10 protein-coding genes are annotated in these 16,865 nt (G+C 59.8%); 1 reads left to right on the forward strand and 9 read right to left on the reverse strand.

The window, feature by feature from the left end:
- Nucleotides 1–91: 91 nt before the first annotated feature.
- The 7 genes from AC3WK5_RS28120 to AC3WK5_RS28150 all read right to left on the reverse strand — a co-directional run bounded on the left by AC3WK5_RS28120 (nucleotide 92) and on the right by AC3WK5_RS28150 (nucleotide 12,770).
- Nucleotides 92–2,173 carry a putative bifunctional diguanylate cyclase/phosphodiesterase gene (locus AC3WK5_RS28120; RefSeq protein WP_103319757.1) on the reverse strand — a complete coding sequence of 694 codons (2,082 nt, stop codon included), beginning with the start codon at nucleotides 2,171–2,173 and terminating at the stop codon, nucleotides 92–94.
- A gap of 220 nt (nucleotides 2,174–2,393) precedes the next feature.
- Nucleotides 2,394–3,887: an efflux transporter outer membrane subunit gene (locus AC3WK5_RS28125; protein WP_103319755.1), complete on the reverse strand. Its 1,494-nt coding sequence runs from the start codon at nucleotides 3,885–3,887 to the stop codon at nucleotides 2,394–2,396.
- The gene (locus AC3WK5_RS28130) at nucleotides 3,884–6,991 is read right to left on the reverse strand and encodes an efflux RND transporter permease subunit (RefSeq protein WP_103319754.1); all 3,108 of its coding nucleotides are present in this window, start codon (nucleotides 6,989–6,991) and stop codon (nucleotides 3,884–3,886) included. Before AC3WK5_RS28130 ends, AC3WK5_RS28125 begins: the two co-directional genes overlap by 4 nt.
- A complete protein-coding gene (locus tag AC3WK5_RS28135) occupies nucleotides 6,988–10,092 on the reverse strand; it encodes an MdtB/MuxB family multidrug efflux RND transporter permease subunit (RefSeq protein ID WP_103319752.1) in 3,105 nt (1,034 codons plus the stop codon). The genes AC3WK5_RS28130 and AC3WK5_RS28135 overlap by 4 nt, the downstream gene beginning before the upstream one ends.
- A complete protein-coding gene (locus AC3WK5_RS28140; RefSeq protein ID WP_103319750.1) occupies nucleotides 10,089–11,411 on the reverse strand; it encodes an MdtA/MuxA family multidrug efflux RND transporter periplasmic adaptor subunit in 1,323 nt (440 codons plus the stop codon). Before AC3WK5_RS28140 ends, AC3WK5_RS28135 begins: the two co-directional genes overlap by 4 nt.
- Nucleotides 11,412–11,590: 179 nt before the next feature.
- Nucleotides 11,591–12,091 carry a thiol peroxidase gene (tpx, locus tag AC3WK5_RS28145; protein WP_019690760.1) on the reverse strand — a complete coding sequence of 167 codons (501 nt, stop codon included), beginning with the start codon at nucleotides 12,089–12,091 and terminating at the stop codon, nucleotides 11,591–11,593.
- A gap of 235 nt (nucleotides 12,092–12,326) precedes the next feature.
- Nucleotides 12,327–12,770 carry an SRPBCC family protein gene (locus tag AC3WK5_RS28150; RefSeq protein WP_103319748.1) on the reverse strand — a complete coding sequence of 148 codons (444 nt, stop codon included), beginning with the start codon at nucleotides 12,768–12,770 and terminating at the stop codon, nucleotides 12,327–12,329.
- Nucleotides 12,771–13,042: 272 nt separating this feature from the next.
- On the opposite strand from AC3WK5_RS28150, the gene AC3WK5_RS28155 reads away from it, so the two are divergent.
- Nucleotides 13,043–14,449, forward strand: coding sequence for a DUF1254 domain-containing protein (locus tag AC3WK5_RS28155; protein WP_103319746.1), 1,407 nt, complete (start codon nucleotides 13,043–13,045; stop codon nucleotides 14,447–14,449).
- A 77-nt stretch (nucleotides 14,450–14,526) separates the two neighbouring features.
- Here the strand turns inward: AC3WK5_RS28155 and AC3WK5_RS28160 are convergent, their stop codons facing one another.
- Both AC3WK5_RS28160 and AC3WK5_RS28165 read right to left on the reverse strand, forming a co-directional pair.
- Nucleotides 14,527–15,021 (reverse strand): DUF934 domain-containing protein, encoded by a 495-nt coding sequence (locus AC3WK5_RS28160; RefSeq protein WP_103319744.1) that lies wholly within the window; start codon nucleotides 15,019–15,021, stop codon nucleotides 14,527–14,529.
- The gene (locus AC3WK5_RS28165) at nucleotides 15,018–16,691 is read right to left on the reverse strand and encodes a nitrite/sulfite reductase (RefSeq protein WP_103319742.1); all 1,674 of its coding nucleotides are present in this window, start codon (nucleotides 16,689–16,691) and stop codon (nucleotides 15,018–15,020) included. The genes AC3WK5_RS28160 and AC3WK5_RS28165 overlap by 4 nt, the downstream gene beginning before the upstream one ends.
- Nucleotides 16,692–16,865 lie beyond the last annotated feature (174 nt).

Genomic DNA, 16,865 nt, shown 5'->3' on the forward strand with positions numbered 1-16,865 from the left:
GAGAGGATTTTGATACGGCCAAGCTTTTCAGCGAAAAGCACTTCGCGAAAGCTTGACCGGAAACAGAGTATCTACGGGTCGCCTGCGGCGTTCAGCCCGTCACCAATTGCTCGGCCCGGTGTATATCGACCATGAACCTGTCGGCCGGTAACGGGTGGCCGAGCAGGTAGCCCTGCAAGGAATCACAGCCTAGCTGAGTCAGGAAGTCCTGTTGCACATCGGTTTCCACGCCTTCGGCGACGATGCGCAAACCCAGCGCCTGCCCAAGGGCGACGATGGCCGAGACGATCGCCGCGTCATCGCTGTCGCGCTCAAGGTCACGGACAAAACCACGGTCGATCTTCAGCTCATTGGCCGGCAGGCGCTTGAGGTACATCAAGCTCGAGTAACCGGTACCGAAGTCGTCGATGGACAGATCGACGCCCATTTCCGACAGTTGCTGGAGCACCGTCATGCTCGCGTCGGCATCGCTCATGGCGGTGGTTTCGGTGATTTCCAGGGTCAGGCTGTTAGCCGGCAAACGGTGAGTGGCCAAGGCTTTGGCGACGCTTTGAACCAGCCCGGTATGACAGAACTGCAACGCCGAAAGATTCACTGCAATACGCCAATGGGTGTACCCCTGGCTGTGCCAGAGGCTCATTTGCCGACAGGCTTCGTTGAGCACCCAGTCGCCGATCGGGATGATCAACCCGGTTTTCTCCGCCAGTTCGATGAACTTGTCCGGCAGCAGCATGCCCAGGGTCGGGTGTTCCCAGCGCAGCAAGGCTTCGGCGCCGACCGGCCGACCATTGCTGGCGTCAAACTTGGGTTGGTAGTGCAGGCTGAATTGCTGTTGCTCAAGCGCATTACGCAAATCCTGAAGCATTTGCAGTTGCTTGCGGGCGTTGGTATTCATCGAGGCATCGAAGAAGCTGTGACCGTTCTTGCCCGCGCCCTTGGCGTGATACATCGCCGCGTCGGCGTTCATCAGCAGTTCTTGCGGGGTCTGTCCGTTGCCAGGATATACGGCAATGCCAATGCTGGCAGAGATCTGCAAGTCGTGTTCGGCGACCCGGAATGCGCGCGAGATCAACCCCACCTGACGCGCCGCCAGGCGCAAGGCATCGTCAGGTTCGGCGAGCTGTACCAGCAACACGAATTCATCGCCGCCTATCCGCGCCAGCGTGTCCTGGCCGCGCAGGTCCTCGCGCAAGCGTACGCCGACTTCGCGCAGCAACTGGTCGCCTATATGGTGACCAAAGGCATCGTTGACCGGTTTAAAACCATCGAGATCGATGAACATTAACGCAAAACAACCGCCCTGCTCCTGCACCACATGCATGGCTTGATCGATGCGATCGGCCAACAGTACACGGTTCGGCAACCCGGTCAGGGGGTCGTGCAATGCCAGCTGGGTGAGTTCGCGGTTGGCCAGGGTCAAGGAATTGGCCAACTCGGCGGTGCGTGCTTCCAGGCGTGCATCGAGGATCGACGTCAGCAGCGCGATGCTCAACACTGCCAGAGTGGTGACCAGCACCAGATTGTCCAGGCCCTTGCCACTCAAACCGTCGACTGTCGCGCCACAGTAGCTACCTTCGGCAAATCGTGCGGCCGCCATCCCTGTGTAGTGCATACCGACAATCGCGATACCCATGATCACCGCGGCGCCGCCACGAACGAGGCGCACATACGGGGTGTTCTGGCGTAAACGAAAGGCAATCCACAATGCCGCGGCCGAAGCGCCGACCGCGATCACCAGCGAAGCACCAAACAATGTCGGATCGTAATCGATACCCGGCAGCATGCGCATGGCGGCCATGCCGGTGTAATGCATGCCGCTGATGCCCGCGCCCATGATCAATGCACCAAACGCCAGTTGCCAGCCCGGCATACGCGGCTGGCTGACCAGCCACAGCGCGAACCCGCAGGACAGAATGGCGATCACCAGCGACAACGCGGTGATACCGATATCGTAGCCGAGGATGATCGGCAACCTGAATGCCAGCATGCCAATGAAGTGCATCGACCAGACGCCGATACCCATCGCCAACGCGCCACCCGCCGTCCAAAAATGAACTGCGCGGCCTTTGGCGGTTGCGATACGACCGGTCAGGTCCAGGGCGGTATAGGATGCAAGAATCGCCACGCAAAGGGAGATCAGAACCAGCGCGGGGGAATAGCTACCGATGAGCATCAGAACTTCTCGTGGCGCCCCCGCTGGACTGCATCCATGCTCGTTGGGGCAAAGTGCGCGATTGTACTGATTCCATCAACGAACGCACTCACAAAGTAACCAAAAGGCCATTAGCGCGACGGACAGTCTGAAACAAGGCAGAACATGCCCTTACAGAGCGTAAGGCTGACTGCAATTTGTGGCGAGGGAGCTTGCTCCCTCGCCACAGAAACGCTCTACCCTAGTTTTTTTCGCTGATCTGGGTCTGACCATCCCAGCCACCGCCCAATGCGGCGATCAAGTTCACGCTGGCAATCAGCCGGCTTTGCTGCAAGGTCAGCACGCTACGCTCGTTGCTCAGCGCTGTGGCCTGGACCACCACCACATCAAGGTAGGCGATCAACCCGGCCTTGTACTGGTTCAGGGTCAGGCGCAACGACTCGCGGGCCGCGTCCAGCGCTTCCTGACGCACCGCCGCTTCGTCTTCCATGACCTTGAGCTGCACCAGGTAGTTTTCGACTTCGCGGAACCCGTCGAGCACGGTTTGCCGATACTTGGCCACGGTCTGGTCATAGGCCGCCTCGGTTCGGTCGACTTCCGCCGAGCGCTGGCCGCCGTCGAACAAGGTCATGGCGAGTTTCGGCCCTACCGACCAGAAACGGTTCGGCAAGCTGATCAGGTTAGAGTAAGTGCTACTGCTGTAGCCGCCACTCATGCTCAAGGTCAGGTCCGGGTAGTAGGCTGCCTTGGCCACGCCGATGTTGGCGTTGGCGGCAATCACCGAACGCTCGGCGGAGGCAATGTCCGGGCGTCGCTCCAGCAGTTGCGAGGGCAGGCTCAGCGGTACCTGCGGCAATGCTGGAATGTTCGGGGTTTCTGCCAGGTTGAAGCCAGCCGGCGGCAAGCCGATCAGCACCGCAATCGCGTTCTCGAACTGCGCACGCTGCCAGATCAGGTCGACCATGTCGGCCTGTGTGCTTTTCAGTTGGGTTTGCGCCTGGGCCACCGCGTCCTTGCCGGACACTCCCGCGCGGTACTGGTTTTCGGTCATTTGCAGCGAGCGCTGATAATTCTCGACCGTGGCTTGCAGCAGGCGCTTTTGCTGGTCGATCACTCGCAATTGCAGGTAGTTCTGCACCAGCTCCGATTGCTGGCTCAGGCGCATCGCGGCCAGGTCGGCAAAACTCGCTTGGGCACTGGCCTTGTCGGCTTCCAGGCCGCGACGCAATTTGCCCCAGACGTCCGCTTCCCAACTCACCCCAAGCTGAGTGTTATAGGTGTCGCGGATACCACTGTTGGTACTGCTCAGGCTCGAACTGCTGCTACCGGTGCCTTGACTCGAACGGGTTTTCCCGGCGCTCAGATCAACCGTCGGAAAAAACGCACCTCGGGCACTGCGGACCAACGCCTGAGCCTGACGGTACTGGGCTTCGGACTGGGCAACGGTCTGGTTGGCACTGTTGAGTTTTTCGACCAGCCCGTTGAGCTGCTGATCACCGTACAGTTCCCACCAGGCGCCACGCGCCAATGAATCACTCGGCGTCGCCTGACGCCAACCGTCTGCCTGCTTGTACTGTGCCGGCTCGGCCACTGTCGGACGCTGATAGTCCGGGCCGATGGCGCAGGCACTGAGCATCAAGACGCTGAGCGAAAGACTCAGTAAACGCGAACCTCGGGCCGATACCAGGCGCCGGGCCATCGGTGCGTCGAGGTTGAGTGGGCAACGGTCAGTCATAGCGGAGTTTCCAGAGAAGCATCGGTACGAACCCCACGCCAGCGGTTGACCCGATGGCGCAAACGGTCGAGATAGAGGTAAACCACCGGGGTGGTAAAAAGCGTCAGCACCTGGCTGAAAATCAACCCGCCGATAATGGTCAGGCCCAGTGGCTGGCGCATTTCCGCGCCTTCGGCGGTGCTGAGCAACAACGGCAAGGCGCCCAGAATCGCCGCCAGGGTAGTCATCAGAATCGGCCGCAGACGCAACAGACACGCACTGCGAATCGACTCCAGCGGCTCCATGCCCTGATGGCGTTCAAGCTGTAGCGCGAGGTCGATCATCAGAATGGCGTTTTTCTTCACCACGCCGATCAGCAAAAACAGCCCGAGCAGCGAAATCAGGCTGAACTCGCCGCCCAGCACATAGATCGACAGCAACGCACCGACCCCTGCCGAAGGTAATGTCGACAGGATCGTCAGCGGGTGCACATAACTTTCGTACAGCACGCCCAACACCAGATACACCGCCACCAGCGCACCGAGAATCATCCACGGCTGACTCTTCTGGGTCGCCGCGAAAGCGTCGGCAGTGCCGGCCATCTTGGCGATCACTTCTTCCGGCAACCCCAGCTTGGCAATCGCCCGTTCGATGGCGGCCGAGCCTTGTTCAACGGTGACGCCTTCGGCCATATCAAAAGAGATGCTTTCGGAAGCGAACTGCCCTTCATGGCTGACCCGGTCGTTTTCCAGGCTGTTTTCATAGTGGGCAATCGCCGACAACGGAATGCGCGCGCCGGCAGCGGTAATCACCTGGACCTGATTGAGGGTGATCGGGTCCTGGGCGTATTTCGGATTGACCTCCATCACCACCTGATACTGGTTGAGGCTGTCGTAAATGGTCGATATCTGGCGCTGGCTATAAGCGTTGTTCAGCACGGCGGTGACCATCGACATGTCGACACCCAGGCGTTTGGCCTGATCACGATCGACCACCAGCGTCACCTGTGCAGCACCCCGCCCTTCGCGGGCGTCGATGGCGGTCAGTTCAGGCAATGCCTTGAGTGCGGTGACGACCTTCGGATACCACTCGCGCAACGCCGATAAATCGCCGCTTTGCAGGATGTAGGTGTATTGCGAGGTGGTCTGCTCGCGGCCACCGCCAAACTGCAAGTCCTGGTCAGCCATCAGCATCAATTGGGCACCGGCGACCTTGGGCATTTCCTTGCGCAGGCGTTCGATGACCTTCTGCGCAGAAATATTGCGTTCCTTGATCGGCTTCAGGCGCACCAGCATGAAAGCGTTATTGGTGCCGTTGGTCCCGCCGATAAAACCGGCGACACTTTCCACCGCAGCGTCTTTCAACACTGCACGGCGGAAGGTTTCCATTTTCGGCTGCATGACGTTGAACGACAGGCCATTGTCGCCGCGGACAAAACCGATCAGCTGACCGGTGTCCTGCTGCGGCAGGAACGTTTTGGGCACCACCACATACAAGGCGATATTGACGCCAATGGTGACAAACAGGCTGAGCAGAGTCAGCCGCTTGTGACGCAGCACCCAATCCAGGCCGCTGGCATAGTGCTTGACCATCCAGTCGTTGGCGCGCCGGCTGGCACGCTGCAAACGGTTTTCCTCGCCGGGTGTGTGGGGTTTCAGCCAGCGGGCACAGAGCATCGGCGTCAGGGTCAGCGAGACCACCAGCGACACCACGATTGACGCCGCCAGGGTGATCGAGAACTCACGAAACAGGCTCTCGATAATCCCGCCCATGAACAGAATCGACAGGAACACCGCCACCAGCGAAACGTTCATCGACAGCAAAGTAAAACCGACTTCCTTGGCGCCCAGGTACGCCGCCTTCATCGGCGCGATCCCTTCGTCGATGTGCCGCGAAATGTTTTCGAGCACCACGATGGCATCGTCCACCACCAGCCCCGTGGCCAGAATCAGCGCCATCAGCGACAGGTTGTTCAGCGAAAAGCCATAGAGGTACATCACCGCGAACGTACCGACCAGCGACACCGGTACCGCCAGCGTCGGGATCAACGACGCGCGGAAGTTACCGAGAAACAGGTACACCACCAGAATCACCAGCGCCACGGCAATCAGCAGGGTCATTTCCGCTTCGTGCAAGGTCGCCTTGATCACCGGTGAACGGTCCATCGCCAGGTTCAGTTTGACGCTGGCCGGCAACACCGCCTGCAACGCCGGCAACTGCGCCTTGATATCGTTGACCGTTTTAATGATGTTAGCGCCGGCCTGGCGGTTGATCACCAACAGCACTGCCGCGTCATCGTTGAAGAAACCGCTGTTGTAGCGGTCTTCGACGCTGTCGCGGACCTTGGCCACATCACTCAGGCGCAACGCCGAGCCATTCTGGTAGCGAATGATCAGCGGTTCATAATCCTTGGCCTTCTCCAACTGGTCGTTGGCCTGGACCTGCCACATCCGCTGGTCGTCTTCGATCGAACCCTTGGGCCGGCGCACGTTGGCGTTGGCAATGGTGTTGCGTACATCATCCAGCGCCACGCCGTACTGGTTCAGCAGTTGCGGTTCAAGCTCGATGCGCACTGCCGGCAACGAACTGCCGCCAATCTGCACCTCGCCGACACCGGGCACCTGAGACAGGCTTTGCGAAAGGATGGTCGAGGCCAGGTCATAGAGCTGACCTTTTTCCAGCACATCCGAGGTCAGCGACAGCACCATGATCGGTGCCTGGGACGGGTTGACCTTCTTGTAGGTCGGCATGCTGCGCATACCGCTGGGCAGCAGGTTGCGCGAGGCGTTGATCGCCGCTTGCACTTCTCGCGCCGCGCCATTGATGTCGCGGTCCATGTCAAATTGCAGGATTACCCGGGTCGAACCCTGGCTGGACCGGCTGCTCATGGTGTTGACCCCGGCGATGGCGCCGAAGGATCGCTCCAGCGGCGTCGCCACGGTGGACGCCATGACCTCGGGGCTCGCGCCCGGCAGGCTCGCCGACACCACGATCACCGGGAAATCCATTTGCGGCAGCGGCGACACCGGCAGCAAGCCGAAACTCACGCCGCCCAGCAACATGATCGCCAGGCTCAGCAGCATCGTCGCTACCGGCCGGCGAATGAAAGGTCCGGACAGGTTCATGGCTGCTCTACCGGCTCCAGGCGCTCAGGCGCACGCCGCCAGCGCCGACCGAGGCGGTCGAAGTACAGATAGATCACCGGCGTGGTAAACAGCGTCAGCACCTGGCTGACCAGCAAGCCACCGACCATCACCAGACCCAATGGCTGGCGCAGTTCGGCCCCCGAACCAGTGGCGAGCATCAACGGCACCGCGCCAAACAACGCGGCCAGGGTGGTCATCAGGATTGGCCGGAAACGCAGCAGCGCCGCCTGATAAATCGCGGTAGCCGGGTCCATGCCCTGATTACGCTCGGCGTCGAGGGCGAAGTCGATCATCATGATCGCGTTCTTCTTGACGATGCCGATCAGCAAGATGATGCCGATGATCGCGATCATGCCCAGGTCGTTGCCGCTGAGAATCAACGCCAGCAAGGCGCCGACCGCCGCCGATGGCAGCGTCGAGAGAATGGTGATCGGGTGAATGTAGCTCTCGTACAGCACGCCGAGCACGATGTACATGGTCACCACCGCCGCCAGAATCAGCAGCAAGGTACTCGACAGCGAGGCTTCGAACGCCTGGGCCGCACCCTGGAACTGAGTCTGCACGCCAAGCGGCATGCCGATGTCCTGCTGCACCTTGTTGATCAGCTCGACGGCCTGCCCCAACGCCACGCCGGGCGCGAGGTTGAAAGACATCATCACTGCCGGGAACTGGCCGATGTGCGCAATCGCCAATTGCGCCTGGCGCTCTTCGACGTGGGCCAGGCTGGACAGCCGCACCTGGCCGCCATTGGTGGTCTTGACGTGAATCTGCTCCAGCGCCTGCGGGCCGATCTTTTCGCCGTCCTGCGCCTGCATCACCACGCGGTATTGGCTGGCCTGGGTGTAAATGGTCGAAATCTGCCGCTGGCCAAAAGCGTCGTACAGCGCGTCGGTGATGTTCGACACCGAAACGCCGATTCGCGAAGCCGCGTCACGGTCGATCACCAGATAGACCTGCAAGCCCTTGTCCTGCAAGTCACTGGCAACGTCAGTCAGCTCGGGTTGCTTGCGCAGCGCCTCGACCAGTCGCCCGCTCCACAGGCTGAGCATCTCGGCATCCGGCGACGACATGCTGAATTGGTACTGTGTGCGGCTGACCCGGTCTTCGATGGTCAGGTCCTGCACCGGCTGCATGAACAGACGAATGCCCACCAGTTTGTCCAGCTGCGGCTGCAACCGGCTGATCACCTGGGCCGCGCTCAGATCACGCTCTTTGTGCGGCTTGAGATTGATCAGCAAGCGCCCGCTGTTGAGGGTCGCGTTGTCGCCGTCGACTCCGATATAGGACGACAGGCTTTGCACCGCCGGATCGGCCAGGATGACCTTGGCCAGCTCCTGCTGGCGCTGGCTCATGGCGGCGAAGGAAATCGACTGCGGCGCCTCGGAAATACCCTGGATTACCCCGGTGTCCTGCACCGGGAAAAAGCCCTTGGGTACAACGATGTACAGGAACACCGTCAGGCCCAGGGTAGCGACGGCCACCAGCAAGGTCAGCGGCTGATGCTTGAGCACCCACTGCAACTTGCGCCCGTAGGCGGCGATCAGCCAGTCGATCCACGCACCGCTGGCCCGGTAGAAGCGGCCCTGTTCTTCTGGCTTGGGTTCACGCTTGAGCAACCGCGCGCACATCATTGGCGTCAGGGTCAGGGAAACCACCAGGGAAATCAGGATCGCCACCGCCAGGGTAATCGCAAACTCGCGGAACAGCCGCCCCACTACATCGGCCATGAACAACAGTGGAATCAATACCGCAATCAGCGACAAGGTCAGCGATATCAGGGTGAAACCGATCTGCTTGGCGCCCTTGAGCGCCGCCTGCAACGGGCTATCGCCCTCCTCGATGAAGCGCGAAATGTTTTCCAGCATGACGATCGCGTCGTCCACCACAAAACCGGTGGCAATGGTCAACGCCATCAAGGTCAGGTTGTTGACCGAAAAACCGGCCAGGTACATCACGCCAAAGGTGCCGATCAACGACAACGGCACGGCAATCGACGGAATGATCGTGGCGCTGGCCCGGCGCAAGAACAGGAACGTCACCATCACCACCAGGGCGATGGCGATCAGCAATTCGTGCTGCACGTCGGTGACGGACGCGCGGATGGTCTGGGTACGGTCGGTCAGCACGGTAACGTCGAGGCCAGCCGGCAGGTTATCGGTGATGCTCGGCAACAGGGCCTTGATCCGGTCGACCACCTCGATCACGTTGGCCCCCGGCTGGCGCTGGATGTTCAGCAGCACGGCCTGGTTTTCATTGGCCCACGCGGCGAGGCGTTCGTTTTCGGCGCCATCGACAATCTGCGCGACGTCCTTGAGTCGCAACGGCGCGCCGTTCTTGTAGGCCAGAATCAGTTCGGCGTAGTCCTTGGGCGAGGTCAACTGATCGTTGGCGTCGAGCATCGAGACTCGGGTCGGGCCGTCGAAGTTGCCTTTGGGCTGGTTGACGTTGGACGCAGCGATCAAGGTGCGTACGTCCGACAGGTTCAAGCCGTTGGCCGCCAGGGCTTCCGGATTGACCTTGATCCGCACGGCCTGACGCTGGCCACCGGCAATACTGACCATGCCGACGCCACTGATCTGGGCGATTTTCTGCGCCATGCGCGTGTCGACCAAATCATTGAGTTTGGGCAGCAGCATGGTTTTGGAGGTGATCGCCAGAGTCAGCACCGGGGTGTCCGCCGGGTTGACCTTGTTGTACACCGGCGGTGCCGGCAAGTCCTTGGGCAACAGATTGGTCGCCGCGTTGATCGCCGCCTGCACCTGCTGCTCGGCGACGTCCATGTTGATGTCGAGACTGAAGCGCAGGGTCAGTACCGAGGCACCGCCGGAACTGGTCGAGGCCATTTGTGTCAGGCCGGGCATTTGCCCGAACTGGCGCTCGAGTGGCGCAGTCACCGCACTGGTCATTACATCCGGACTGGCGCCCGGGTACAGGGTCATGACCCGAATGGTCGGGTAGTCGACCTGAGGCAATGCCGAGACCGGCAGCAACTTGTAGGCAATCATGCCGGCCAAAACGATGGCCAGCATGCTCAGGGTGGTGGCTACCGGGCGAAGGATAAACAGCCGCGAGATGTTCATGCGCGGCCCTTGTGCGCCTTGCCAGTGGCTTTCGGATCAGTCGTGGCGTTGGTCGATGGGTCCTGGCTTTCGGTCGGGGTCGGGGTCGCGGGGGCGACATTACTGCTGTCGTTGACCACCTCGACTTCACTGCCCTCCTTGAGGCGGTCAGTGCCTTCCAGAACCACACGATCACCGGCTTTCAAGCCTTCCTGGATCACTGTGTTGTCGCCATCGCTGGCGCCGATCTTCAACGGGCGAATAGTGACTTTTTTATCACCGTCCAGGACGTAGGCAAAAGTGCCGTTGGTCCCGAACTGAATGGCTGCCGAAGGCGCCAGCACCACGCCCTTGAGGGTGTCGGCCAGCAGTCGGACGTTGACGAACTGATTAGGGAACAGCGCCAGATCGCGGTTGTCGTAGCGTGCCTTGAACTTCAGTGTGCCGGTGGTGGTGTCGATTTGGTTGTCGAGGCTTTGCAAGACACCGCTGGCCTGCAATTTGGTATCGCCACGATCCCAGGCTTCAGCCGGCAGTTTGGCACCAGAGTGGTAGCGGGTCAGCACGGTATCGAGCGTGTTTTCCGGCAAAGTAAAGACCACGCTGATCGGCTGGGTCTGGGTAATGACCGCCAGGGACGTGGTGTCATTGGCGGACACCAGGTTGCCAACGTCCAGCTGCCGCAGACCGACGCGCCCGGTGATCGGGGCACGGATCTTGGTGAATTCCAGATTGAGTTTGGCGTCGTTGACCGCCGCCTGATTGGTCTTGACCGTCCCCTGGTACTGCCCCACCAGCGCAGCGGCGGTGTCGAGGGTCTGTTTGGCGATACTGTCTTGCGCATACAAACCGCGATAGCGTTCCAGATCCACCTGTGCGTTTTTCAACTGTGCCTGGTTCTGCAACAACGTGCCTTCGGCCTGCAGCAAGGCGTTCTGGTAAGGGCGCGGGTCGATCTCGGCGAGCAGGTCGCCTGCCTTGACCATTTGCCCTTCTTCAAACGCAATCTTCACCAGTTCACCGCCCACACGGCTGCGCACATTGATGGTGTTCAGCGCAGTGACCGTGCCCAGCGCTTTGTAATAGAGCGGGAAATCACCCACGACAGCAGGCGCGACCCGAACCGGGACCGGTCCTGTGGCGCCACCAAAACCCGGACGCATCCCGCCAGACTTGCCGACATGCCCCGCCGCCGCTTTAGCTACTGGGGCGTCTTTGTGAGCCGTACCGCCTGGCCAGAACTTCCAGCACAGGCCGGCAATGACCAACAGGACCAGCAGGCCAAATAGCCAGCGACGGGGATGACGGGAAGCAGAGGATTGCATGGAATGATCAACCATTGGGCGCGTGTGGGCATCTTTATACGGGAGAGTGAACGATAAGCACTGACGGCATTGAAGCAAAGCGCCTTTACCGGCAATTTACCTTCAGCCTGCTTTTGCGATTTTTTGCTAAGGCACTGAAGCACAAATGAAAACGGCCTGGACAGAGCCAGGCCGTTAATAATTGTAAAATGCGGTTACTTCAAAACGGCCAACGCCGCTTCGTAGTTTGGCTCTTCAGCGATTTCTTTAACCAGTTCGCTGTGCAGCACAGTGTCGTTTTCATCGAGTACCACCACGGCGCGGGCGGTCAGGCCTTTGAGCGGGCCGTCGGCAATGGCAACGCCATAGTTTTCGATGAACTCACGGCCGCGCAGGGTCGACAGGTTCTGGACGTTTTCCAGGCCTTCAGCGCCGCAGAAACGTGCCTGGGCGAACGGCAGGTCAGCCGAGATGCACAGGACAACGGTGTTGGCCACGTCGTTGGCCTGAGCGTTGAACTTGCGTACCGACGTGGCGCAGGTCGGAGTGTCGATGCTTGGGAAGATGTTCAGCACTTTGCGCTTGCCGGCGAAGCTTGCCAGGGTCACGTCGGACAGATTGCCGGCAACCAGGGAAAAGGCTGGCGCCTTGGAACCGGCTTGTGGCAGTTGGCCGTTGACTTGAACCGGATTGCCTTTGAGGGTGACTTGAGCCATGAACGGAGTCCTTCTGAACGTTGTTTGGAAAATATCGAAGAGGTCGAAGTTAACCACGAAATTGTCCGACGACCTATGGCCGAACACAAATTGTGATATCTCGCGACCCAAACTGGATACAACACAAGCCGCCCCTGTAGGAGCAAGGCTTGCCCGCGATTGGAACACTGCGGTGCAACAGCCTCACCGCGTTATCGTTCTTCGCGGGCAAGCCTTGCTCCTACGGGGGCGCGATTCAGCCCAGCAAACGAAGCATATTGCGGTGCCGCGCCTCGAAAATCCGCCGCATGTAGGCATTGACCATCAACCACTCGAAAAGTGCACCGCCAATGGCCGCATAGGTGACGCGATCGGTGTACAGCGTCCCCCCCTCCGCCGCCGCGACCCGGTGCTCATGACGAAATGCAGCCATCGGGCCCTTGAGCATTTCGTCGATGAAATGGCTGTCGCTGACCTCGCGAATCGTCACGGTCCAGGTCGCCGGAATACAGCCGAACATCCAGTGACGAAAACTGAACTCGCGACCGGCAGCAATGCGCAAATCGTTCACGTCGATGTTGCCTAATGGCGTCACCCGTTCCGGGAAAATTTTCGGGAAATTGGCGCCTTCTAGGCAAAAATCGAGAACCTGCGCGGGTGTTTGCCCTTTGATCAGGGTGGAGAGTTCCAGTACGGGCATGGTCAGTGTCCTTCCTTTGAGCACGAATACCGGCAGATTAGCATTCACCCTTTAACGCATTACAGCGCTTTTCACATGCAAGCCTGTGAATAGGCTTATTATTTTGGCGCACGAAATTTAGGGGACTTTATGTACAAAGTGACCAGGTAACGACCCGCAATGACGTGCACCTTTGTTCGGTAACGGAAACTTGTTTCGACAAAAACCGCAAACTCGACGACATTACGCCCGTGCAATGACACCTGAATCGCGCTTATCCATAGGACTGTGCAATGACCATCGAAAAACCGACCCGCCTGTTGCTCGCCGGCCTCTCTTTGCTACTGAGCGCAAGCGCCTGGGCAGATTTCAGCGCCAGCCCCGAAGAAGCCCGGGGGATCGCCAAAGACGCGTATCTCTACGGCTTCCCGGTGGTTGAGATGTACAAGACCCTGTACACCCAGGCGGTGGACAAGAACGGTCCGAACTTCAAGGCACCGCTCAACCATATCAGCAATACGGCAAGAGCGTTCACCCCCAAGGACACCGCGTTCGTTAGCCCAAACCCGGACACTCCCAGCTCATTTCTCTGGATGGACCTGCGCGCCGAGCCTGTGGTTGTGACCCTGCCGCAGATCGCCGAAGAGCGTTACTACTCGGTACAACTGGTCGACCTCTACACCCAGAACTTTGCTTACCTGGGCACCCGCAGCACGGGCAACAAGGGCGGGACCTTCATGATTGCCGGTCCCAATTGGCAAGGTCAGCAACCGCTGAAGATCGATCGCCTGGTACGTAGCGAAACCAATATTGCCTATGCGCTGTACCGCACGCAGTTGTTTGATGAAAAGGACCTGGAGAAGGTCAAGAAAATCCAGCACGGCTACAAGGTTCAGACGCTGAGCCAGTACCTGGGGCAATCGGCACCGGCTGCTGCACCAAAAATCGACTGGCCAAAGCCAACTCCGACCATGAGCGACAGCCCGGAGCTGTTCCGCTACCTGAACTTCATGCTCGGCTTCGCCCCGGCGCAAGACGTTGAAAAAGACCAACTGGCACGTTTCGCGAAAATCGGCATTGTTGCCGGCCAGCCGTACGACCTTAAAACTCTCACCGCCGAACAGCGCAAAGCCCTCGACGACGGGATTGCCGATGCCAAGGCCGAGTACGCGGCGTTCAAGAAAGACAAGATCGATACCCATCAGGTCAACAACGGTGACTTGTTCGGCACCCGCGACCACTTGAACAACAATTATCTGTACCGCTACGCCGGCGCCAACCTGGGGATCTTTGGCAACTCGGCCGATGAAGCAGCCAAGTTCAGTTATCTGGTCGACAGCCTGGGCAAACCGGCCAACGGCGCGAGACACAGCTACACCGTGCACTTTGACAAGGATCAGTTGCCGCCAGCCGATGCGTTTTGGTCACTGACCATGTACGACGGCAAGACCAAGCTGCTGGTGCCTAACCACAAGAAACGCTATCTGCTCAACTCGCGCATGCTGTCCACCTTCAAGCGCGACCCGGACGGCGGACTGACGCTTTACCTGCAGCACTCCGAGCCGCTCAAGGATCAGCGCAGCAACTGGCTACCGGCGCCGCACGGCCCGTTCTACGCGGTGTTGCGCCTGTACCTGCCCCAGCCTCAGGTCGGCAACGGTCAATGGAAACTGCCGCCGCTGACCCCGATCAACCCGTAAGTTGAAGTAATACGCAAACCGTGTGCACCCCCGCGACCGTGGGTGCACACATTACCCGGATCTGTTGAACGTATTGATCAGCGTCGGCGAAACAACGGTCGCGGCTCGATCACCGAGCGACCGTAATGCACGCTCATCCCCACCAGCCCCTTCAGGGCATCTTCAGCGCATTTGTCTTCACGCACCGCGAACGCATCGAAACCGCATTGGCGCATATGGCTGAGCTGGTCGCGCAGCACATCGCCAATCGCCCGCAACTCCCCCGCCCAACCCAAACGCGTGCGCAACAGGTAAGCCTGGCTGTAAGCCCGACCATCGCGAAAACTTGGAAACTCCAGCGCGATCATGGGTATCAGCTTGAGCCACGGCTTGAGACTGTCGACCTCGTCATCCGGCCCCAACCACACCGCGTCTCGTGACGGATGATGTTCAGTACGGCGGGTCAGCCACAGAGCCAGCGGCAAAATCAGCGGCCCCGCTGGCAGTTGGCTTTCCAGGTCCCTGACCAGGGTCCACAGATCGTCGTCGACCTTAAGCGCAACACCTTCTTCCAACCGCAGCAGATTATTCATGCGACGACCTCCAGGCTCTTGGGATAAATGCGCTCCTTGAACGGCTCCAGACCGATGCGCTGCAAGGTATCGACAAACAGTTCTTCGCTCTCGCGGTAACAGACAAAGGTCGCGATGATCCGCTCGATCACCTGCGGTACTTCGGCGGCGCTGAACGACGGACCGATGACCTTGCCCAACGCGCTGTTCTTGCCCTGTGATCCACCGAGAGTGATCTGGTACCACTCGCTGCCATTCTTATCGACGCCGAGAATGCCGATGTTGCCGATGTGGTGATGACCACAGGCGTTCATGCAGCCAGAAATATTGAGGCTGATGTCACCCAGGTCATGGAGGTAATCCAGGTCATCGAAACGTGCCTGGATCGCTTGGGCGATGGGGATCGACTTGGCATTGGCCAGCGCGCAGAAATCGCCGCCGGGGCAGGCAATGATGTCAGTCAGCAAACCGATATTGGCGCAGCCCAGTTCGTGCTCGCAGGCCAGGCACCACAATGCGTACAAGTCAGCCTTGGGTACATCCGGCAGGACAATGTTCTGTTCATGGGCAATGCGGATTTCGCCGAAACCGAACTGCTCGGACCAGTCGGCCACCGCGTCCATCTGCGCATCGGTGACATCACCGGGCGGCGAGGCCATGCCAGGTTTGGTCGACAGCACCACGCTGGTGTAGCCAGGTACTTTGTGCGGCTGCACGTTACGCGCGACCCAACGCGCGAACGCCGGGTTCTCGGTCAGGCGAGTACCGAAGTCCAGGTCGGTGTCGGCCAGCGGCACATAGGTGGGTGGCACGAATGCGCTGGCGACGCGCTGGTATTCGACGTCGGTCAACTGCGCCGGGCCGTCCTTGAGGTGTTGCCACTCCTGTTCGACTTCCTGGGCGAAAGCCTCGATGCCCAGCGCCTTGACCAGAATCTTGATCCGCGCCTTGTACTTGTTGTCACGTCGACCGTGGCGGTTGTAGACCCGCAACACGGCCTCGACGTAGGACAGCAAATGCTGCCACGGCAATCCTTCACGGATCTGCAAGCCGAGGATCGGCGTGCGCCCCAGACCGCCGCCAACAATCACCCGCAGCAGCATCTGCCCCGCCGCGTCGCGGTAAAGATAGAGGCCGATGTCATGCATCATGATCGCCGCACGGTCCTGTTCCGCCGAGCAGATGGCGATCTTGAATTTACGTGGCAAAAACAGGAATTCGGGGTTGATGGTCGACCACTGCCGGAGGATTTCCGCCAAGGGCCGCGGGTCGATCAGCTCATCGGCCGCCACCCCGGCAAAGGCTTCGGTGGTGATGTTGCGCACGCAGTTGCCGGAGGTCTGGATCGCATGCATTTCGACCTGGGCCAGGCGCTCGAGGATGTCCGGCACCTGGGCCAGTTCGATCCAGTTGAATTGCATGTTTTGTCGGGTGGTGAAGTGCCCGTAACCCCGATCGTAATCCCGGGCGATGCTCGCCAGCGTACGCATCTGCCGGGCGCTCAGGGTGCCGTAAGGAATAGCCACCCGCAGCATGTAGGCGTGCTTTTGCATGTACAGGCCGTTTTGCAGGCGCAACGGCAAAAACTCTTCCTCACTCAAGGCTCCAGCCATGAACCGCTCGACCTGATCGCGAAACTGCGCAACCCGTTCAAAGACCAGGGCCCGGTCATAGTCATCGTACTGATACATGTCGCTACCTCATCAGGGTTGATCGGGCTCTGCGGCTCGTTTCTGGGGGAGTGACTATGCAGTAGCGGCTCAGGTGGTTACAGATTCAGCTAAAGACTAAAAAACCATATCAGGGCGCGGCAGATCACCGCAGGCAGGCCCTGCATCTGATCCGTATTAATGCAGTTTTTCTGA

The sequence above is a fragment of the Pseudomonas sp. FW306-02-D09B genome (assembly GCF_058782685.1).